Annotated in this window: 18 protein-coding genes; 6 read left to right on the top strand and 12 right to left on the bottom strand. The window is 34.2% G+C overall.

Features of this window, described 5'->3' with window-relative positions:
- Window positions 1-46: 46 nt before the first annotated feature.
- The 5 genes from ACP7AT_RS08410 to ACP7AT_RS08390 all read right to left on the bottom strand — a co-directional run bounded on the left by ACP7AT_RS08410 (window position 47) and on the right by ACP7AT_RS08390 (window position 6,125).
- A complete protein-coding gene (locus ACP7AT_RS08410) occupies window positions 47-946 on the bottom strand; it encodes a cbb3-type cytochrome c oxidase N-terminal domain-containing protein (protein WP_426063893.1) in 900 nt (299 codons plus the stop codon).
- 27 nt (window positions 947-973) lie between these two features.
- Window positions 974-1,144, bottom strand: a complete 171-nt coding sequence (locus ACP7AT_RS08405) for a cbb3-type cytochrome c oxidase subunit 3 (RefSeq protein WP_091166896.1) — start codon at window positions 1,142-1,144, stop codon at window positions 974-976.
- A gap of 5 nt (window positions 1,145-1,149) precedes the next feature.
- A complete protein-coding gene (gene ccoN / locus ACP7AT_RS08400; protein WP_426063892.1) occupies window positions 1,150-3,339 on the bottom strand; it encodes a cytochrome-c oxidase, cbb3-type subunit I in 2,190 nt (729 codons plus the stop codon).
- Between the two features lie 49 nt (window positions 3,340-3,388).
- Window positions 3,389-3,580: a cbb3-type cytochrome oxidase assembly protein CcoS gene (gene ccoS / locus ACP7AT_RS08395; RefSeq protein ID WP_426063891.1), complete on the bottom strand. Its 192-nt coding sequence runs from the start codon at window positions 3,578-3,580 to the stop codon at window positions 3,389-3,391.
- A 115-nt stretch (window positions 3,581-3,695) separates the two neighbouring features.
- Window positions 3,696-6,125, bottom strand: coding sequence for a heavy metal translocating P-type ATPase (locus ACP7AT_RS08390; protein WP_426063890.1), 2,430 nt, complete (start codon window positions 6,123-6,125; stop codon window positions 3,696-3,698).
- 109 nt (window positions 6,126-6,234) lie between these two features.
- Here ACP7AT_RS08390 and ACP7AT_RS08385 point away from each other — a divergent pair, with 109 nt between their 5' ends.
- A complete protein-coding gene (locus tag ACP7AT_RS08385) occupies window positions 6,235-6,915 on the top strand; it encodes a Crp/Fnr family transcriptional regulator (RefSeq protein WP_426063889.1) in 681 nt (226 codons plus the stop codon).
- 11 nt (window positions 6,916-6,926) lie between these two features.
- Here ACP7AT_RS08385 and ACP7AT_RS08380 read toward each other — a convergent pair whose 3' ends face one another.
- From ACP7AT_RS08380 to def, 4 genes are all read right to left on the bottom strand, one after another.
- Window positions 6,927-8,375 (bottom strand): APC family permease, encoded by a 1,449-nt coding sequence (locus tag ACP7AT_RS08380; RefSeq protein ID WP_426063888.1) that lies wholly within the window; start codon window positions 8,373-8,375, stop codon window positions 6,927-6,929.
- A gap of 58 nt (window positions 8,376-8,433) precedes the next feature.
- On the bottom strand, window positions 8,434-9,207 hold the full coding sequence (gene mazG / locus ACP7AT_RS08375) for a nucleoside triphosphate pyrophosphohydrolase (protein ID WP_426063887.1): 774 nt from the start codon (window positions 9,205-9,207) through the stop codon (window positions 8,434-8,436).
- An 81-nt stretch (window positions 9,208-9,288) separates the two neighbouring features.
- Window positions 9,289-9,777, bottom strand: a complete 489-nt coding sequence (locus ACP7AT_RS08370) for a DUF5606 domain-containing protein (RefSeq protein ID WP_426063886.1) — start codon at window positions 9,775-9,777, stop codon at window positions 9,289-9,291.
- Between the two features lie 86 nt (window positions 9,778-9,863).
- Entirely contained in the window at window positions 9,864-10,451 is a 588-nt protein-coding gene (gene def, locus ACP7AT_RS08365; RefSeq protein ID WP_426063885.1) for a peptide deformylase, read from the bottom strand.
- A gap of 194 nt (window positions 10,452-10,645) precedes the next feature.
- Here def and ACP7AT_RS08360 point away from each other — a divergent pair, with 194 nt between their 5' ends.
- Window positions 10,646-12,859, top strand: a complete 2,214-nt coding sequence (locus ACP7AT_RS08360) for an FUSC family membrane protein (protein ID WP_426063884.1) — start codon at window positions 10,646-10,648, stop codon at window positions 12,857-12,859.
- Between the two features lie 65 nt (window positions 12,860-12,924).
- Here the strand turns inward: ACP7AT_RS08360 and ACP7AT_RS08355 are convergent, their stop codons facing one another.
- Together ACP7AT_RS08355 and ruvX are read right to left on the bottom strand one after the other, a co-directional pair.
- Window positions 12,925-14,421, bottom strand: coding sequence for a malate:quinone oxidoreductase (locus ACP7AT_RS08355; RefSeq protein WP_426063883.1), 1,497 nt, complete (start codon window positions 14,419-14,421; stop codon window positions 12,925-12,927).
- Between the two features lie 118 nt (window positions 14,422-14,539).
- A complete protein-coding gene (gene ruvX / locus ACP7AT_RS08350; RefSeq protein WP_426064034.1) occupies window positions 14,540-14,956 on the bottom strand; it encodes a Holliday junction resolvase RuvX in 417 nt (138 codons plus the stop codon).
- 233 nt (window positions 14,957-15,189) lie between these two features.
- Between ruvX and ACP7AT_RS08345 the strand changes: the two genes are divergently transcribed.
- The 4 genes from ACP7AT_RS08345 to ACP7AT_RS08330 are packed head-to-tail and all read left to right on the top strand — an operon-like array spanning window position 15,190 to window position 18,904.
- Window positions 15,190-16,005: a 2,3,4,5-tetrahydropyridine-2,6-dicarboxylate N-succinyltransferase gene (locus ACP7AT_RS08345; RefSeq protein ID WP_426063882.1), complete on the top strand. Its 816-nt coding sequence runs from the start codon at window positions 15,190-15,192 to the stop codon at window positions 16,003-16,005.
- A 31-nt stretch (window positions 16,006-16,036) separates the two neighbouring features.
- A complete protein-coding gene (locus ACP7AT_RS08340; RefSeq protein ID WP_426063881.1) occupies window positions 16,037-17,017 on the top strand; it encodes a glycosyltransferase in 981 nt (326 codons plus the stop codon).
- Between the two features lie 20 nt (window positions 17,018-17,037).
- Entirely contained in the window at window positions 17,038-18,102 is a 1,065-nt protein-coding gene (locus tag ACP7AT_RS08335) for a glycosyltransferase family 9 protein (RefSeq protein WP_426063880.1), read from the top strand.
- A gap of 31 nt (window positions 18,103-18,133) precedes the next feature.
- The gene (locus tag ACP7AT_RS08330; RefSeq protein ID WP_426063879.1) at window positions 18,134-18,904 is read left to right on the top strand and encodes a glycosyltransferase family 2 protein; all 771 of its coding nucleotides are present in this window, start codon (window positions 18,134-18,136) and stop codon (window positions 18,902-18,904) included.
- Here the strand turns inward: ACP7AT_RS08330 and ACP7AT_RS08325 are convergent, their stop codons facing one another.
- Entirely contained in the window at window positions 18,905-19,666 is a 762-nt protein-coding gene (locus tag ACP7AT_RS08325; protein ID WP_426063878.1) for a lipopolysaccharide kinase InaA family protein, read from the bottom strand.
- Between the last annotated feature and the right edge of the window lie 14 nt (window positions 19,667-19,680).

The following is a 19,680-nucleotide window of genomic DNA, read 5'->3' as shown; positions in this document are numbered from 1 at the left end:
AATCATTAAAATTCTTTAGCTAAATAAAAACGTGTGTTTGTAATTGTTATTTAACCGCAACAGCAACATTTTCTTCTACCCAAACTTCCCCTTCCGCAGCTTTTGCATCTGGCGGATTACTTCCTTTTAAAGAAAGAATGTAGCTGGCTACTTTCTGCATTTCTTTCGGTTTCAATGTTCCTTTCCAAGAAATCATTCCTTTCCCGTCACGCCCACCATTCACCAAAGTATGAAATACATTTTTTATTCCGCCACCCAAAATCCATTTATCATCGGTTAGGTTTGGTCCAATTTGTCCTCCGGCATCTGCTCTGTGACAAGCTGCACAATTGGTTGTATAAATTTCTTTACCAGCTGCTAAATCTGCAGGATCTGTCAACAAAGTTACCGTTTTTTCATCCATCATGTCCGGTGCAGTTTTCATGTATTCTGCAATATCAATTTTGGCCTGAGCAACTTCTTTTTTAAGTTCCATCTCCTGATTGTCAGCTCCTAATACTTCAAATCGAACCATATATACAATACCAAAAACAATTGACGCATAAAACAAATAGACCCACCATGGTGGCAAATTATTGTCAAGCTCTTTGATTCCGTCATAATCATGATCCAATAACAACTGGCCTTCACTTTCTAGAGGTTCAGTTTTAGTTAATCTTTTCATTATTTTTTGATACCACTCGCTATCCTTAAAACTCAAATCATTCACTTCATTTAGCTTACTTTTTTGCTGCTCAGTTAACAATTGATACATTATATTATCCACTGCACTCATCGTAATTTCTATCGCTATCAAAAGGAAAAGAAATACAAATAAAAATACAGAAACCATAGGGAATTTTATAAAAGCGGGACTGTCCCCTGAGTCTATGAAATATTCCATTGCCATAAACACGGCAAAGAAAATAACAGGAACCCTAACATATGCCGGAATTAATTTTTTCATTTTTTAAATTTTAAAAAATTATACTATTTAATTATCTCTCAATGGAATTTGACTTAACTCATTGATTTTTTCTTTCTTATAGGAGAATACCCATAAACCAAGTCCTACGAAAAAGACAAAGAAAATTAATAGAGATAAGATGGGATATATTGTCACACCATCAATTGTTTCTAAATTGTGTTTTACTTGTTCAAACATAACTTTTAATTTTTAGCAGTATTTTTAACTTTTATATCTGTCCCCAATCTTTGCATATAAGCAATCATGGCTACAATTTCTCTCTCGTTCATTGGAACAAATTTTTCTCCTCTAGCTTCTGCTTTTTTCTTGCTTTCATCATAGCTTTTTACAAAATCAGGATCATTTTTCAAGCTTTCTTCAATTGCAATTGCTTGTTTTCTTAAATCATCTAAACCACTTGCAACTTGACCTTTAGTATATGGAACACCAAGTGTAACCATTGCCTGCATTTTCTTTTGAGTCAAAGAAATATCCATTGGTTTATTATCAAACAACCATTTATAACCTGGCATAATTGATCCTGCAGATATACTTTGTGGACTCCAAAAGTGGTTAAAATGCCAATTGTCATTGTATTTTGCACCAACTCTCAATAAATCCGGACCAGTACGTTTTGATCCCCAAAGGAAAGGATGATCATATACAAACTCACCCGCTTTCGATTGTGGTCCATATCGTTCTACCTCACTACGGAACGGACGAACAGACTGCGAGTGACACCCTACACAACCTTCACGAATGTATAAATCACGTCCTTCTAATTCTAATGGAGAGTACGGTTTCACGCTTGCAATTGTTGGAATATTAGATTTAACCATTATCGTTGGTACAATTTGAATAACGCCTCCAATTAAAATTGCTACAGTTGCTAATATTGTCAATTGAATAGGTTTTCTTTCTAACCAAGGGTGAAATTTTTCTCCTTTTACTCTTCCAGAACTAATTCTTACTAAAGCGGGAGCTTCGGCTAATTCATCTTCAATAGTAGAACCTGCTCTTAAAGTTTGAACAATGTTATAAACTAAAGTTAGCATTCCAATCAAATAAAGCGTTCCACCAATAGCTCTCATCCAGTACATTGGCATAATTTGAGTTACTGTTTCAAGGAAGTTACCATATGTTAAAGTTCCGTCTGGATTAAATTGTTTCCACATAGAAGCTTGTAAAAAACCAGCTACATACATTGGAATTGTATATAATATAACTCCTAAAGTACCAATCCAAAAATGAAAATTAGCCAATTTTAGTGAGTATAAATTACTTTTGGTCATTCTTGGAATCAACCAATAAATCATACCGAAAGCCATGAATCCATTCCAAGCTAATGCGCCTACGTGAACGTGAGCAATAATCCAGTCCGTGTAATGTGCAATAGCATTTACATTTTTCAGCGACAACATTGGTCCTTCAAAAGTGGCCATTCCGTAACCCGTAATCGCTACTACAAAGAATTTCAAAACAGGATCTACACGTACTTTATCCCAAACCCCTCTTAAAGTTAAAAGTCCGTTTATCATACCACCCCAAGATGGCGCAAGCAACATTATAGAAAAAGCAACACCTAAATTCTGTGCCCAGTTAGGCAATGCTGAATATAATAAATGGTGTGGTCCTGCCCAGATATAAATAAAAATTAAAGACCAAAAGTGAACAATTGATAATCTATAAGAATATACCGGACGATTAGCTGCTTTTGGAACAAAATAATACATTAATCCTAAGAACGGGGTCGTCAAGAAAAATGCCACTGCATTATGACCGTACCACCATTGAACCAAGGCATCTTGAACTCCTGCATAAACAGAATAACTTTTGAATGCTGAAACTGGTAATTCTAAATTGTTGAAAATATGTAAAACTGCTACAGTAACAAATGTTGCCAAATAAAACCAAATCGCAACATATAAATGTCGCTCTCTTCGTTTTATCATCGTTCCAATCATATTGATACCCATTACAACCCAAATTAAAGTAATTGCAATGTCTATTGGCCATTCTAATTCGGCATATTCTTTTGAAGAACTATACCCTAAAGGCAAAGTAATGGCTGCAGCAACTATAATTAATTGCCAACCCCAAAAATGAACATTACTTAAAAAATCACTAAACATTCTCGCTTTCAGTAATCTTTGCAAGGAATAATACATTCCCGCAAAAAAAGCATTACCCACAAAAGCAAAAATAACGGCATTAGTGTGCAAAGGTCTCAATCTACCGTAACTTAACCATGAAATTCCATCGGTCATATTTGGGAAAAGAAACATAAAAGCTAATGTTAGTCCAACTAACATTCCTACCACTCCGAAAAGAATAGTGGCGTAAATGAATTTCTTTACAATATTGTTATCGTAATAAAACTGCTGCATTTCCATAAATAAAAAAATTAAATGATTGAAAAATTTAAAAAATTAGTGTTGAATATCATAAAGTTTCCTGACTTTCGATCTTTGGCTTTTCAACTTTTGGCTGTACTAACTCATCGTCAAATAGCATTCTGACCGATGGCGTATAATCGTCATCGTACTGCCCAGTCTTTACTGCTGTTATAAAAGCAATAAAAAACCCAATGGCGACAATGATACTGATGGAGATTAATAAATAAATGACACTCATACCTTAATTTGTGTTTACAAAGTTACTCTGACGTTTTCGAGTAAAATATGACATTTATCATACTTATAACTTTTGTTAAATATATGTGAAAAAAATCAGAAAATTTTTATTTTTTTTACTTTTTATTTGCATAGTAACTGCTCATCACCGTTACAAAACTCACTATTGTTATCGTGCTCAACGGCATTATAATAGCCGCTACCAACGGCAATAGATTTCCGGTAATGGCAAATGATAATCCCACTACATTATATAACAAGGATAATGCGAAACTCATTTTGATTGTAGTAATGGAATTTTTAGATAATTTCAAGAAATAATTCAGTTTTTGAAATTCACCAGCATCCAAAATAGCGTCACAAGCTGGCGAAAAAACATTCACATTTTCAGAAATCGAAATTCCAACATTACTTTGCGCCAAAGCTCCGGCATCATTTAATCCATCACCGACCATCATTACATTTTTGCCATTTTCCTGCAAATTTTTAATGAATTCGAGCTTTTGTTCCGGTTTCTGATTGAAAATCAATTCTGTGCCTTTCGGCAAAAGTTGTTCAAGAGTAGTACGTTCGCCTTCATTGTCACCCGACAAAACCATGATTTGATAATTAGTACTTAAGTTCTTAAAAAGCGCCTCCAATCCTTCTCTGTATTGATTATTAAAAACAAATTTTCCATAATAAACTTCATTTATCTTGATGTGAACCGATGTCCTCTCGCCAACCCTCTCCAAAGGCGAGAGCGACGAAACCGATGATGGCGGAGTACAAAATTCTTCGGAACCAATTTGAATTTTGTGACCAAAAATCTGAGCTAAAATTCCTTTTCCGGTAATTTCTTCAAAAGCATCCACTTTCAACTTTTTGGAGTCATTTACTGACTTGTTTTGTAAAATTGGTATAGGCAAATAATCATACAACATGCGGCTCAATGGATGATTTGAAGCTCGTAAAACATTTTTTATTAGCAACAAATTTTCATCGGAAAGAACAGATCCTTCATAGGATATATTCGATTTTTTATTGGTGGTAATCGTTCCCGTTTTATCAAAAACAATAGTATCTACCTTCGCCAATTGTTCGATAACCAAAGCATTTTTAAGATAGAATTTCTGCTTTCCTAAAATTCGCAACACGTTCCCAAAGGTAAATGGAGCCGTCAATGCCAGAGCACAAGGACAAGCAACAATTAGCACTGCGGTAAACACATTGAAAGCGATATTGGCATCAATAAAAATCCAGTAGCCAAACCCCGCAAAAGCAATCAGTAATAAAATAGGTGTAAAATAACGACTGATGCTATCAGTAATCGTTTTGTGTTTTTGCTCTACGTTTTTTTGAAATACATCATTACTCCATAATTGCGTTAAGTAACTTTGGGAAACAGAATGTAAGACTTCCATTTCGATTACTTTCCCTATTTGTTTTCCGCCTGCAAACACTTTATCCCCAGATTGTTTTGTAATGGGAATTGCTTCTCCAGTAACAAAACTATAATCGATTTCTGCTTTTTCCGAAATTAAAATCCCATCAACCGGAATAAGCTCTTGATTTCTAATGAGAAGTCTGTCGCCTTTTTCAACTTCGTAAATCGCTACGCTTTCTTCGGAGGCATCCGTATTAATTTTGGTAATTGCTATTGGAAAATAAGATTTAAAATCCCTTTCAAAACTCAAAAAACTATAGGTTTTGATCTGGAACATTTTCCCCAAAAGCATAAAGAAAATCAATCCCGTTAAGCTGTCAAAAAAACCAGATCCGTAATCCATCAAGATATCAAAAGTACTTCGCACAAACATCACAATAATTCCTAAAGCAATAGGAATATCGATGTTGAGCATTTTGGTTTTGATACTTTTATAGGCCGAAACATAATAACCACTAGCCGAATAAAAGAAACTCGGTAAAGCTAAAACAAAAATCAACCAACGGAAAAATCCACGGTATTGATCCAGCCAATATTCTTTCACCTCAAAATATTCCGGAAACGAAAGCAACATGATATTTCCGAAACAAAAGAAAGCAACGCCAAGTTTATACGTTAAACTTCTGTCTACATTATTACTCCCCGTTTCATAGTTTTCTAGACTAATGTAGGGTTCGTAACCAATAGAACTCAATAAATAAACAATCGTTTTAATAGAAACTACTTCCGGATTAAAAGTGATTCGGACTCTCTTTTCAGGGAAGTTCACCTGCGAAGTACTTATTCCTTTTTGAAGACGCTGTAGATTTTCCAAAATCCAAATACACGAGCTACAATGTATATGAGGAATGTTAAGTGAAATAATTGCGGTTGAATTTTCTTGAAATTCCAAAAGTTTGGATACAATACTTTCATTGTCTAAAAAATCATATTTACCATTAATGTCTTGCGGGGTTGCTCCAGGGGATTTTTCAAAATCATAATAACAAGTCAAATCACTGAGACTAAAAATTTCGTACACCGTTTTACAACCGTTGCAACAAAAATTTCTCGCGTCAAAAATAATTTCTTCTTCTTTTATAATATCCAAACCACAATGGAAACAGTTTTGTGTGTCCATAACTTTGCTCATTTTACCTAGAACAAAGGTGATCAATTGAGAACGTTAAAAATATGATATTTGTCATATTAAAGAGTTACTTTTGCATTACAAATAAATCCCAAACAATATGAGCAAATGCGAACAATGTATTGTCAGAGAATTTAGCTCTTTAAAAGCACTTACTAAAGATGAACTAGTAAACCTTTCTGACTGTAAAACATCCCATATTATTAAAAAGGGGGAGGTTATATTTGAAGAAGGTGAGAATGTAAATGGTATTTATTGTATAAAAGATGGTATTTGCAAACTGACTAAACTTAGCGCAAATGGCAAAGATCACATTGTAAAATTGGTCACCAAAGGAGAATTACTGGGCCAACGCTCGATGATTAGTGATGAACCGGTAAATTTAAGCGCCATCGCTCTTGAAGATATGCAGGTTTGTTTTATTCCAAAATCAGAAGTGATGGGGTATTTTGACAAGAACAATCAGTTTTCTATGAATGTCATGAAAACTATTTGTGGGGATTTAAAAGAAGCTGATGACCATATGGTTAATTTAGCACAGAAAACTGTCAAAGAAAGATTAGCAGAAACACTTCTTTATTTGCACGACACCTTTGGAGAAAATGAGGATAATTCCTTAAAAGTACAACTTTCAAGAGATGAATTAGCCAGTATGATTGGCACTGCCACTGAAAGCTGTATCCGTTTGCTATCTGATTTTAAAAAATTGGGATTGATTGAATTAATAGGAAAAAAAATAGTTTTAAAAAATATCCAGAACCTGAAAAAATTAGCGGATTAATTCAATTTATATTAGTCCTTCTTATTCATTATAAAATAATACACCGGAATTCCCAGCGCCACAATACACAATCCCAATCCTGTATTAAAGGTATCATAAATAAGTAACGTGAGACAAATAGCTGCTGTAACTACAATATAAATGGCTGGTACAACCGGATATCCAAACGCTTTATACGGCCTCTCGGCATTGGGTTCTTTTTTTCTCAGGATAAAAACTCCCAGAATCGTCAGGATGTAAAACAACAATGATGCAAAAGTAGCATAAGTTAACAAATCTCCAAATTTTCCCGAAATACAAAGCACACAAGCCCAAATACATTGTACCCATAATGCTTTGGCCGGAACCTGATTTTTATTTAATTCAGTCGCTTGTTTAAAAAACAATCCGTCTTTTGCCATTGCAAAAAATAATCTTCCTCCCGAAAGAATCAAACCGCTGTTGCAACCAAAAGTGGAAACCATAATTAATGCAGCCATCACAAAAACGCCTACATTCCCCATAATTACACTTGCCGCGGCCGCTCCTACTCTGTCGTTGTTGGCAAACATGATTCCGCTACTCAAACTATCAGCAGCATTTGGAGTTCCCGACATTGGCAACAAAGCCAAATAAGCGAGATTTGCTAAAACATAAATAACGGTAACAATTAGAGTGCCAAGAAACAAACTTCGGGGAATATTCTTTTTAGGTTCTTTAATTTCACCTGCAATGAAAGTCACATTATTCCATGCATCACTAGAAAATAACGAGTTAATAATAGTTGCTCCGGCGGCGCCCAAAATAGCCATTCCTACTAATTTTGTCACCGTAATTGTTCCGTCAGGATTGACCACTGTTTTACTGGCTTCCCACATGTTTTCAAAATTATTAGATAAAACATCCGTTTGTAAACCAACATACAATCCTAAAATAATCAGGGCAAAAAGCGCAAATAATTTAGCCGAAGTAAAAATTAACTGAACTGTTTTTCCACTTTCGACACCTTTAGTATTAATGTAAGTAAGCAGAATTATACTAAAAATAGCCAACATTTTTTGGTACGAAAAAACAAATCCAGTACCAACCTTAAAAAGAGTTTGATCTAAAACAGGAAAGAAGATAGCGGCATAATTAGCGAAAGTAACGGCAATGGCAGCGATAACTCCAGTTTGAATCACCGTAAAAACAGTCCAACCGTAAAGGAAAGAAACTAATCTTCCGTAAGCGCGTTGTATATAAACGAATTGACCGCCCGCGTTGGGCATCATTCCTGCTAATTCTCCATAACTCAATGCCGCGGCAACTGTGATTAATCCCGTTACCAACCAAATTACCAATAACCAGGCAGCTGAGCCAATATCTCTCGCCATGGCTGATGTTACAATGAAAATTCCGGATCCTATCATTGAACCCGCAACTAAACTGGTGGCATCTATTAATCCTAAAGAACGTTTTAACTCGGTTTTATTTTCTGACATTGGTAATTTAATTATTTAAAAAAGAACCCTAATCCCGAAGCATCGGGACTAAACTTTACTACAACTTCTTCGCTTCTTCCCAAAAAATATCCATCTCAGCAAGTGTCATGTCCATTAATGGTTTTCCTAATTCACCCGCTTTACTTTCTAAATATTGAAAGCGTTTGATGAATTTTTTATTAGTACTTTCCAAAGCATCTTCAGGATTTACATTCAGAAATCGAGCATAGTTGATCATCGAAAATAAAACATCTCCAAATTCGGCTTCAATTTTATCCTGATCACCCGCTTTTACCTCAACTTGTAATTCTTCCAGTTCTTCTTGAACCTTATCCCAAACCTGATGCGATTCCTCCCAGTCAAATCCAACTCCTTTTACTTTATCCTGAATTCTGCTTGCTTTTACTAATGCAGGTAAACTTTTAGGGACACCTTCGAGAACGGACTTTTTGCCTTCTTTAAGTTTGAGTATTTCCCAGTTTTGTTTCACTTCTTCCTCATCTTTCACCACCACATCGCTATAAATATGCGGATGACGATGAATTAGCTTTTCACAAATTTCGTTGCACACATCTGCTATGTCAAAATCGTTCGTCTCGCTTCCTATTTTGGCATAAAAAACAATATGCAATAATAAATCCCCTAATTCTTTTTTGACTTCGATTAAATCGTTATCTAAAATGGCATCTCCTAATTCGTAGGTTTCTTCAATGGTAAGATGACGCAGCGTTTGCATGGTTTGCTTTTTGTCCCAAGGACATTTTTCTCGCAAATCATCCATAATGTCTAGTAATCTTTCGAACGCTTGCAATTGGTTTTGTCTTGAATTCATCAGAAATTGTTTTTGGTAAAAATAAAAAAATCCTGTTCAGAAAAATAGCTGAACAGGATTAAATATTATTGTAGTGAAAAATTATTCTTTTTTAGCTTTTACTTTTTTAGCAGAAGCTTTTACTTCAGCTTCAGGAGTTTCTTCTGCAACGGCAGCAACCTCTTCTGCAACGGCAGCAGCCGGAGCTTCATCAGTAACTAATCCTTTTACTTGAAGCATATTATACCAGTTTAACACTTTTTTGATATCAGAAGGATACACTCTTTCTTCATCATAATCTGGTAAAATTTCCTTAAAATAAGCGATCAATGCAGCATTGTCTTCTTTATGAGATATTGCGACACCTTTGTTTTCTTTGTCAGCAATTTTTTGCATGATTTCAGCTAATGGTTTTTCGCCTTCATAAGTATAAATTGAAATTTCAGACAATAAACTCACATTACTTTTCAAGTTTACTGTGATTTTTTTTCCGTCTGCCAATGATTCCGCTACAAAGCCAGTTCTTGTTTGCACTTTTAATACATATAAACCCGGTTTCCCAGAAATGGCTAATATTTTTTCTAAATTCATGTTTTGTGTAATTATTATTAAGAATTTGACTTATTTAATTTTTATTTAAAACCAAAAACCATACCAAGCAAAGCTATAAATATGCTCTACCTTCCCTTTTTGGCAAAAAATTTCATTCGGTAATCTTGAAATGTTTTTCCTTCTAAGATGTTTTTAAGTTTCTTTTGAATCAATCGTTTTTTTAATGAGGATATTTTATCGGTGAATAAAATTCCTTCAATATGATCGTATTCATGTTGAATCACTCTCGCAATTAATCCTTCAAAAACTTCCGTTTTCATTACAAAATCCTCTTCACAATATTCAATTGTTATCGTTGGATTTCTGTACACATCCTCCCTAACATCTGGAATACTTAAACAGCCTTCATTAAAACTCCACTCTTCACCTTCTTCTTTTATCATTTTTGCATTGATAAACGTTTTTTTGAATCCTTTTAATTCTTTTTGTTCCGCATCTTCTAATTCTTCATCATCGCTAAAAGGAGTCGTATCGATCACAAATAATCGAAGTGCTAATCCTACTTGTGGCGCAGCAAGTCCAACACCATAGGCATTATACATTGTCTCGTACATGTTAACAATCGTTTCTTTCAAATTTGGATCTTCCGGTGAAAGAACTTCTCCTGTTTTTCTTAAAACTGGATCGCCATATCCTATAATTGGTAAAATCATTCGTGTTGTATTAAGTATTGTCTACTGAAATTGGAGTATGTTTCCTTTTCATTCAGTTTGCAAAAATAGTAAAAAAATAGACAATGAATAATCTGCCGTTAAATATTAGCTAATATTTACAATTTAAAACAAATCAGCTGCTTTTATTGTTTGTAATATTCATACAAATTTTACCTTTGCGCCAATACGATGCTATGATTTACAAAATCCGAAAATTTACCGACAGCACTCATTTTACCAATGCTATAAAAGTCACTATAGCGGCAGTCATTCCCGTTGTGATATTTTCGTTTTTGGGTGAATTTGAAATGGGTTTCGCAATCGCTCTCGGTGCTTTTTTTACGTTTCCCAGCGATATTCCAAGCAGTCTTAAACATAAAATTAACGGTATTCTTGTAACGGCATTTCTGGTTGCAGGCGCCAATTTGATTGTTAATATCGTGTACCCCTTTTCTTGGATTTTCTATCCTTTTTTAGCGGTATTAATTTTCCTAATATCGATGCTTTCAGTTTATGGTCAAAGAGCTACTATGGTTTCTTTCTCTGGCCTCATTGCCGTTTCATTAGCATTTGCAACCCTCAATTCCGGCTGGGCAATGGTGCTACATTCCGGATTAATACTTGCCGGCGGCTTATTCTATCTGTTGATTTCGCTTATTTTTCATGTCATCAGACCGCACCGTTATATCGAATTACAAATTGCAGAATGCATTAAACTTACTGCAAAATATTTGAAACTACGAGGCGATTTATGGACTTTGAATGCTAATAAAAAATCCATCATTGAAAAACAATTGCACTTACAGGTTGAACTCAATACCATTCACCAAAACTTAAGAGAAGTGTTGATTAGCAGCCACACGACTTCAAGTTCTTCTCATCAAAATCGCAAAATGCTGCTGGTTTTTATTACTTTGGTAGAAATTCTTGAACTGGCATTATCCACAGCATTCGATCATGATAAATTGCATCAAAAATTCGATGATCACCCTACCGTTTTACTTACCTATCAACGTTTAGCTTACAATTTGGCAGCTAGTTTGAAGCAATTATCCAAAAGTGTCAAAAAACATACTAAATACATTTCGAAACACACTTTATCGAGTGATTTAAATTCCTTACAACTTGCCATTGCCGAGTATGAAAATGATTTGGAGAAAAATACTGCGTCCGAAGGGGTTTTTATGTTAACAACGATGCTCCAATATGCTGAAAAACAGGTCGAAAAAATAAAAATCGTCGAACGTGCTTTTACCCTTGATTTTAATTCTCAGGATTTGAAAGGAATCGACAAGGATTTAGAAAAATTCCTGACGCCTCAATATTATCCGTTAAGCACGCTGACCCAAAACCTGAGTTTCTCCTCTACTATTTTCAGACATTCACTACGATTAACCATAATATTAATGCTTGGATTTATTATTGGAAAATTTCTGCCGTTCCACAATGTATATTGGATTTTACTGACCATAATTGTAATCATGAGACCTGGTTATGGCTTGACGAAAGAACGTTCTTTTCACCGAATAATTGGTACGGTGATAGGCGGATTAATTGCTTTTGGAATTCTTTTCATCGTAAAAGATAACATTTTTATCAGCATTCTTTCCATTCTTTGTATACTGTTGGGATTTTCTTTTACCCAAATAAATTATAAAGTAAGTGCAATTTTTGTCACCATGTATGTCGTTTTTATTTATGGATTAATGACGCCTAACATTGGTGATTTAGTTCAATATCGAATACTTGATACTGTTGTTGGCGCCGCTTTAGCTTTTTTGGCAAATCATTTTTTATGGCCTTCATGGGAGTTTTTAAATATTCCAGTTTACTTAGAAAAATCGATTAAGGCAAACCAAGATTATTTAAAAGAGATTTCTATCTTTTATAATAAAAAGGGAAACATTTCTACTTCATATCGTTTGGCTCGGAAAAATGCTTTTATTGAAATTGGAAATCTTATGGCTTCTTTTCAAAGAATGGTTCAAGAACCTAAATCGAAGCAAAAACAATTGCCACAAGTGTATAAACTGGCCGTTTTAAACCATTCGTTACTGTCCTCGTTAGCTTCTTTGGGCACTTACATCCAATCTCACAAAACTACAACGGCTTCAGAAGCGTTTAATGTCGTGGTAGATACTGCCATTAAAAACTTGCATAATGCCATTGCAGTCCTCAAAGAAAACAATTTAGAACTCAAAGTAAACCTTCCGCAAGAAGATTTAGCGATGCGATTTACTGAGCTGAAGAACATCCGGGAAAAAGAATTAAAAGAAGGAATTCCTATCGATGAAGATGCGTTTAAACTGAAAATGCAGGAAGCTCAATTAGTAATTGAACAATTAATTTGGTTGACTAATCTATCCGAAAATATATTAAAAACGATAAAAATACTGAAAGATTCGTAAAGAAAAAGGCGCTAAAATTAGATACAATCTAAAATTCAGCGCCTTTTATTTATTTTTATTAAATTTTAATTGTTCAGTTTTAAAACAGTAGCAGTTTCTTGTCTGACTTTCGATAATAAATCAGGATTATCGTTTAATTTCTGGCCAAAAGAAGGAATCATCGTTTTTAATTTTTCCTGCCATTCCGGCGTTTCAAATTGATCCTTAAAACACCTTCCGATCAAATCAACCATAATAGAAACAGCTGTTGAAGCACCCGGAGAGGCACCTAACAAAACAGATAACGTACCATCGGCAGTAGTGATTACTTCGGTACCAAATTCCAGAATTCCACCACCTTTTTCATCTTTTTTTATCACTTGAACACGTTGCCCGGCTCGTTCTAAAACCCAGTCTTTGGATTTCGCACCTGGCACATATTCTTTTAATGCATTAATTCTGTCTTTAGGAGACTGACGCACTTGCTGAATTAAATATCTAGTAAGTGGTATATTCTTAATACCTGCGGCAACCATAGGAATAATATTATCCGTTTTTATGGATAAAGGCAAATCAGAATAAGAGCCGTTTTTTAAAAATCGAGTCGAAAAACCAGCAAAAGGTCCAAACAGTAATGCTTTCTCGCCATTTATCATTCGGGAATCAATATGCGGAACTGACATTGGCGGCGCACCAACACTAGCTTTACCATATACTTTTGCCTGATGTTTTGCAATCACTTCCGCATTAGTACATTTCAACCATTGTCCACTGACTGGGAAACCGCCATATCCTTTTCCTTCTAGAACATTTGCTTTCTCTAACAGCGGCAATGAACCGCCACCAGCACCAATAAAAACAAACTTAGTGTACGCTTTTTTTGTTTGGCCTGTAGCCAAGTCAGTAATTTTTATTCTCCAAGACTTATCTTCTCTTTGTTTTAATTTTTGAACTTCATGGTTAAAATGAATCGTAACACCTTCTAATTTTGTCAAATAACCAAAAATACTGCGGGTTAACTCTCCAAAATTCACATCGGTACCAATTGCCATTGACGTAGCGGCAACTTTGTCTGACTCCTTTCTGCCTTCCATAACCAGAGGCATCCATTTTTTCAACTCATCAAAATCAGTGCTAAAAATCATATCCTTAAATAAAGGATTCAAATGCAAAGCCTCAAATCTTGTTTTTAGGTATGCTACATTTTTTTCACCCCAAACAAAACTCAGGTGTGGAATGCTTTTTATGAAATTCTCAGGAGACGAAACTTTATTTTCTTGAACGAGATACGCCCAAAACTGTCGGGAAATCTCAAAAGATTCTGCGATACTGATTGCTTTTTTTGGATTGATGCTACCATCTTCATCTTCAGGAGTATAATTGAGCTCGCAAAAAGCAGAATGTCCAGTTCCTGCATTATTCCAAGCGTCAGAACTTTCGGCAGCAGCAATATCTAATCGCTCATAAATTTCAATTTTTATGTCAGGCTGCAACTCTTTTAGGATTAAACCAAGAGTGGCGCTCATAATTCCAGCTCCTATAAGAACTACTTCACTATTTGTACGTATGGTTTTATCAGGCATAACTACATTTTAAAGTGCAAAGATAAATTATATAAGTGCAAAAAAAAGCATAAATTTTGCCTCAGAAGTTACCTTTATTACTCTCTTTTAGTAAAAATACTACTTTTTTACATTGGTTTTAAAATCTTTTTCGTGTCAAATAGTCCTGAAGCATTATCGTTGCCGAAATTTCGTCAATCAGTGCTTTGTTAAGGCGTTGTTTCTTGCTCATTCCGCTATCAATCATCGATTGGAACGCCATTTTTGAAGTAAAGCGTTCATCAACCCGAATAACTTTCATCTCCGGAAAATGATTTGTAAAATGCGTTACAAAACCTTTTATAATAGCAGCGCTTTCTGAGGGCTCCCCATTCATTTGTTTGGGCTCACCAATAAGGACAGCTTCAACTTTCTCTTTGGAAAAATAGTCCTTCAAGAAAGCAATTGCAGTTGCGGATGGAATGGTTGTCAATCCTGAAGCTATAATTTGCATTTCATCGGTAACCGCTATTCCGGTTCGTTTTTGTCCGTAATCTATGGCGAGAATTCTTGGCATTTCAATTTTTTTCAAAGGTAACTATTTTAATATCTTAATTCTTAGCAGTAACAGAAATGTAACTTCGCTATCATTTTTTTTAAAAATTTATTTGTTCCCCATTAAAATATAAAGAACAATTATCATTTTAAATTAAATATTAAAACAAGAAGTTAAATCTGTAACATTTTCTAATCATTTTGCTTTTTTGCTTTTGGCTAAAAATCCTATCTTTGTCAAAAATTATTAAAAAAATGAATCCATTACAACCGATTATAGAACAAGCTTGGGAAAACCGCGCTTTGTTACAAGAAACAACAACTACTGACGCGATCAGAGAAGTTATCGAATTATTAGACACCGGAAAACTACGCGTAGCTGAACCAAAAGGCGACACTTGGCAAGTAAACGAATGGGTTAAGAAAGCCGTGGTTATGTACTTCCCAATTCAAAAAATGGAAACATGGGAATCAGGAATTTTTGAATATCATGACAAAATGTTGTTAAAAAGAGGCTATGCTGAAAAAGGAATTCGTGTGGTTCCCAATGCAGTAGCACGTTACGGCGCTTACATTTCAAGTGGGGTTATTTTGATGCCTAGTTATGTAAATATTGGTGCGTATGTTGACGAAGGAACAATGGTAGACACTTGGGCAACCGTGGGTAGTTGTGCTCAAATTGGTAAAAACGTACATTTAAGCGGTGGTGTTGGTATTGGTGGTGTTCTTGAACCTTTGCAAGCGGCTCCGGTAATCATTGAAGATGGTGCATTTATTGGTTCACGTTGTATCGTAGTTGAAGGAGTTCATGTTGGGAAAGAAGCCGTTCTTGGTGCCAATGTTTGTTTGACTGCATCTACAAAAATTATTGATGTTACAGGTGAAACTCCTATTGAAATGAAAGGTTTTGTTCCTGCTCGTTCGGTAGTAATTCCAGGAAGTTATACAAAAACGTTTCCAGCAGGAGATTTTCAGGTGCCTTGTGCTTTAATCATTGGAACACGCAAGCCTTCAACAGATTTGAAAACTTCATTGAATAACGCTTTACGTGAATATGACGTAGCGGTATAGTGCGTTTTTAAAATCTTTAAACAAAAAACTATTGGATATTTCAATAATTATTGTCAATTACCGGGGCTGGAAAGCCTTAAATGAATGTTTAGAATCTATTGAAGTAATAATTTCAAGTGCTTTCACATTCGAAGTCATCATGGTTGATAATTTTTCTAATGACTGGCAATTTCCTGTTTTTAAACAAAAATATTCCAAGTTTACATTTATAGAAAATAATGGTAATAATGGTTTCTCAAATGGTTGCAACTTTGGTGCAGGCATTGCTACGGGAAACCATTTCCTTTTTTTAAATCCCGATACAAAACTTACTCTTGAAGCCCTTGAAACCCTTTTAAAAACAACCGCTTCCCATCCAGAAATTGGAATTTTATCCTGTTTGCAAATAAACGAAAACGAAGTTTTTTACAAACAGAATAATTTATTTCCGGTTTTAGGACGCTTTTTCGGAATCTCAAGATCTATTTACAGAAAACTAAATAAGGCAAAATTAGAAAAACGTTTTAATAACAACAATGATTTGTTTTACCCAGATTGGGTTACCGGAGCGGTCATTTTCATAAGCCGAGAATGGTTTAACAAAATTAAAGGCTGGAACGAAGATTATTGGCTGTATTTTGAAGATGTTGACCTTTGCAAAAAAGTTTGTAATCTAGGAGGAAAAGTTGCCGTAACCAGAAAAGCTACTATTTTTCATCAACACGGTGGAGCATCTCGATTAAATGTCAAGACAAAAGCACTCACAAAAACAGAAGTGATTATCTCTAAACATGTGTACGTTAGCAATCAATTTTCAACTGGAATACAACTCTATTTGCATTCATTATTAATTTTAGGAGTCCTTAGTGAAAAACTATTTTTGTCGCTTTTAAGCGTATTTTTATTTTTTATTCCAAAATTAAAAGTGAATCGGCTAATGCTTAAAAACCTATCCGTTTATTATTTAAATGCCCTACGAAAACAAACCTGGATCAGTCCCCGTGCAATGAATTACTTGAAAACAAAAGCATAATTTTTTCAAATTTACTTCAAATGAAAATACTTGTAATTCAACAAAAAATGATTGGAGATGTTTTAGTAAGCTCCATATTATGTGACAATTTGCGCAAAGCATATCCAAAAGCGCAAATTGATTATATGGTTTACGAATCTACAATTGCGGTTTTACAAGGAAATACAAGTTTTGATAATCTCATCCTTTTTAGAGAAAAACATCAAAAAAGCAAATGGGAATATTTTAAATTATTAAAATGCATTCGTGCAGAAAAATATGACATTGTCATTGATGCGTATTCCAAATTAGAAAGCTGGCTGGTAGTATTATTTTCTGCTGCCAAACAAAAAATATCGTATTGGAAAAAAGGAAGAGATTTTCTTTATACGGATACCGTGAAACGAAAAAAAATAGCTACTACTAATTTGGGTTTAATAATTGAACAACGATTAGCATTACTAAATCCTTTGCATCTGGATATTGAATTAGAAACTTTCCCCCGAATTTATGTCACGAAAGAAGAAAATGATTTTGCCACTTCACTTTTTAAATCGCACGGAATAGACCAGTCTAAAAAAACGATAATGGTCAGCATCATTGGAAGCAGTACAGACAAAACATATCCTCGGAAATACATGTCGCAATTAGTTGATTTTATTGCAGACAAACGAGATGTAAATATTCTTTTTAATTATTTTCCAAAGCAAATTGAAGATGCGAAAAAAATCTATGATGGATGTAAAGAAAGCACAAAACACAAGATTTATTTTTCCATTTTAGGCAAAAGCATCCGAGAATTTATCGCCATTATGAATCATTGTGATATGATAATTGGCAACGATGGCGGGGCAATAAATATGGCAAAAGCTTTAGAAAAACCCTCTTTTATTATTTTTTCGCCATGGATTGACAAAAAAGGATGGGCTACATTTGAAGATGGAATTAATCATGTTTCACTTCATTTACAAGAGTTTAAACCTGATTTATTTGAACGCAAAACGGCTACAATAATAAAAAAAGAAACCATTGCGTTTTATAAAGAGTTTACTCCCGAGTTGATTTTTCCTGCTTTACATACTTTCTTGAAAACACATATAGAATAATGCTCTATTTTTGTAAAACATCCAAAAATTAATGAAATACGATCACAACACGAACATTTCAGTTTTAATAATTACATTAAATGAAGAGAATCAAATGAAAGCACTTTTAGCTGATTTGGAATTTGCTGCCGAAATTATTGTTGTAGATTCATTCAGCACAGATAGAACTGAAGTTATTTGTAAAGCTTTCAAAAACGTAAAATTCATTCAAAACAAGTTCGAAAATTATTCGTTACAAAGAAATTTTGCAATTGCTCAAGCAAAAAATGATTGGATTTTATTTCTCGATGCCGATGAAAGATTAACTCCTGAATTAAAAAAAGAAATTGTAGACACTGTAAAAAATAATGAAAACTACGCCGCTTTTCTATTTTGTAGAACTTTTATGTATGAAAGCGAAGTACTACGTTTCAGCGGGAATCAAAATGATAAAATATTTAGACTTTTTGACAAAAATAAAGCTAAATACACCACAGACAGGCTCGTACATGAAAAATTAAAAGTGAATGGAAAAGTAGGTGTTTTAAAAAACAAATTGATTCATTACTCCTACTCGAATTTTCAAGCTTATAAATCAAAAACCATTCGATACGGAAAATTAAAGGCTCAAGAAAAGTTTATAAAGAAGCAAAAGCCTTCCGTATTATTACATTTTTTGCATCCTGCCTATAATTTTTTGTTTAATTACATTGTTAGATTAGGATTTCTTGACGGCAAAAAAGGACTGATTATTTGCTATTTAAATGCAAATTCCATTTATATCCGATATCAAGAATTACAACGACTTTGGAATCAACTATAGCTATCGCCAAAACAATAATTTCTTTTTGCGTGCCATTTTTCGATGAAATTTCGTTTGAAAATCATTGGTGTAAAAGCACATTTTAGCAAAAACTTCATCGTATTTCTTATCGTACAATTTTGCATACTCATCACTCATCACAGCTAGCATTTCAGTTTTTGGCGTAAGCCTATTGAAATTTTTCATTCGGGAATCAAAATCCATTACACTATGAAAATTCATTCGGTTTAAATCCACTAAATAGAAATTATAGTTGCCTTCGATTCCTTTTTCTATCAAGGTGTTTCCCGGAGAATGATCTAAAAATTCAATTCCTTTTTGATGTAAATCAAATGTAAATTGGGTAAACTGACGCAATATATTCTCATGGTCAGGGTAATCCGGATTTTGTACCAATTCTCTAAAAGTCAATTCCGCCAGAAGGTGTTCACTAATGTAAAAACTGTTTTCCAGTCCTGACACTTTAAAATTTTCAGCATAAGCAATGGGCTGCGGAGTTCTTATACCGTTCGTGATTAATTTATTTGCATACTCGAAAGAACGTCTGGCTTTTGATTTTCTAAAATATTTATAAGCTACTTGATTTATAATATTGGGAATTTTAAACGATTTAATATTTACAGTTTTGTCTTCCAAATTGAAGATTTTAATCTTATTTCTTTGACCGTCACCAAATAAAATTCCCTGCTTATCAAAATTATTTACACAGTTCCGAATTTGTATCTCAAAAGATTTAAAAGAAGGGTTAAAAATATATTTCATAAAATGTAGAATTG

It is taken from the genome of Flavobacterium sp. DSP2-3-1 (genome assembly GCF_049896865.1).
GTDB lineage: Bacteria > Bacteroidota > Bacteroidia > Flavobacteriales > Flavobacteriaceae > Flavobacterium.
This window is presented reverse-complemented; position numbering and strand designations above follow the sequence as displayed.

Coding starts and splice junctions, on each gene's coding strand:
- ACP7AT_RS08410 (WP_426063893.1), bottom strand. CDS start 946: ATGAAAAAATTAATTCCGGCATATGTTAGGGTTCCTGTTATTTTCTTT.
- ACP7AT_RS08405 (WP_091166896.1), bottom strand. CDS start 1,144: ATGTTTGAACAAGTAAAACACAATTTAGAAACAATTGATGGTGTGACA.
- ccoN (WP_426063892.1), bottom strand. CDS start 3,339: ATGGAAATGCAGCAGTTTTATTACGATAACAATATTGTAAAGAAATTC.
- ccoS (WP_426063891.1), bottom strand. CDS start 3,580: ATGAGTGTCATTTATTTATTAATCTCCATCAGTATCATTGTCGCCATT.
- ACP7AT_RS08390 (WP_426063890.1), bottom strand. CDS start 6,125: ATGGACACACAAAACTGTTTCCATTGTGGTTTGGATATTATAAAAGAA.
- ACP7AT_RS08385 (WP_426063889.1), top strand. CDS start 6,235: ATGAGCAAATGCGAACAATGTATTGTCAGAGAATTTAGCTCTTTAAAA.
- ACP7AT_RS08380 (WP_426063888.1), bottom strand. CDS start 8,375: ATGTCAGAAAATAAAACCGAGTTAAAACGTTCTTTAGGATTAATAGAT.
- mazG (WP_426063887.1), bottom strand. CDS start 9,207: ATGAATTCAAGACAAAACCAATTGCAAGCGTTCGAAAGATTACTAGAC.
- ACP7AT_RS08370 (WP_426063886.1), bottom strand. CDS start 9,777: ATGAATTTAGAAAAAATATTAGCCATTTCTGGGAAACCGGGTTTATAT.
- def (WP_426063885.1), bottom strand. CDS start 10,451: ATGATTTTACCAATTATAGGATATGGCGATCCAGTTTTAAGAAAAACA.
- ACP7AT_RS08360 (WP_426063884.1), top strand. CDS start 10,646: ATGATTTACAAAATCCGAAAATTTACCGACAGCACTCATTTTACCAAT.
- ACP7AT_RS08355 (WP_426063883.1), bottom strand. CDS start 14,421: ATGCCTGATAAAACCATACGTACAAATAGTGAAGTAGTTCTTATAGGA.
- ruvX (WP_426064034.1), bottom strand. CDS start 14,956: ATGCCAAGAATTCTCGCCATAGATTACGGACAAAAACGAACCGGAATA.
- ACP7AT_RS08345 (WP_426063882.1), top strand. CDS start 15,190: ATGAATCCATTACAACCGATTATAGAACAAGCTTGGGAAAACCGCGCT.
- ACP7AT_RS08335 (WP_426063880.1), top strand. CDS start 17,038: ATGAAAATACTTGTAATTCAACAAAAAATGATTGGAGATGTTTTAGTA.
- ACP7AT_RS08330 (WP_426063879.1), top strand. CDS start 18,134: ATGAAATACGATCACAACACGAACATTTCAGTTTTAATAATTACATTA.
- ACP7AT_RS08325 (WP_426063878.1), bottom strand. CDS start 19,666: ATGAAATATATTTTTAACCCTTCTTTTAAATCTTTTGAGATACAAATT.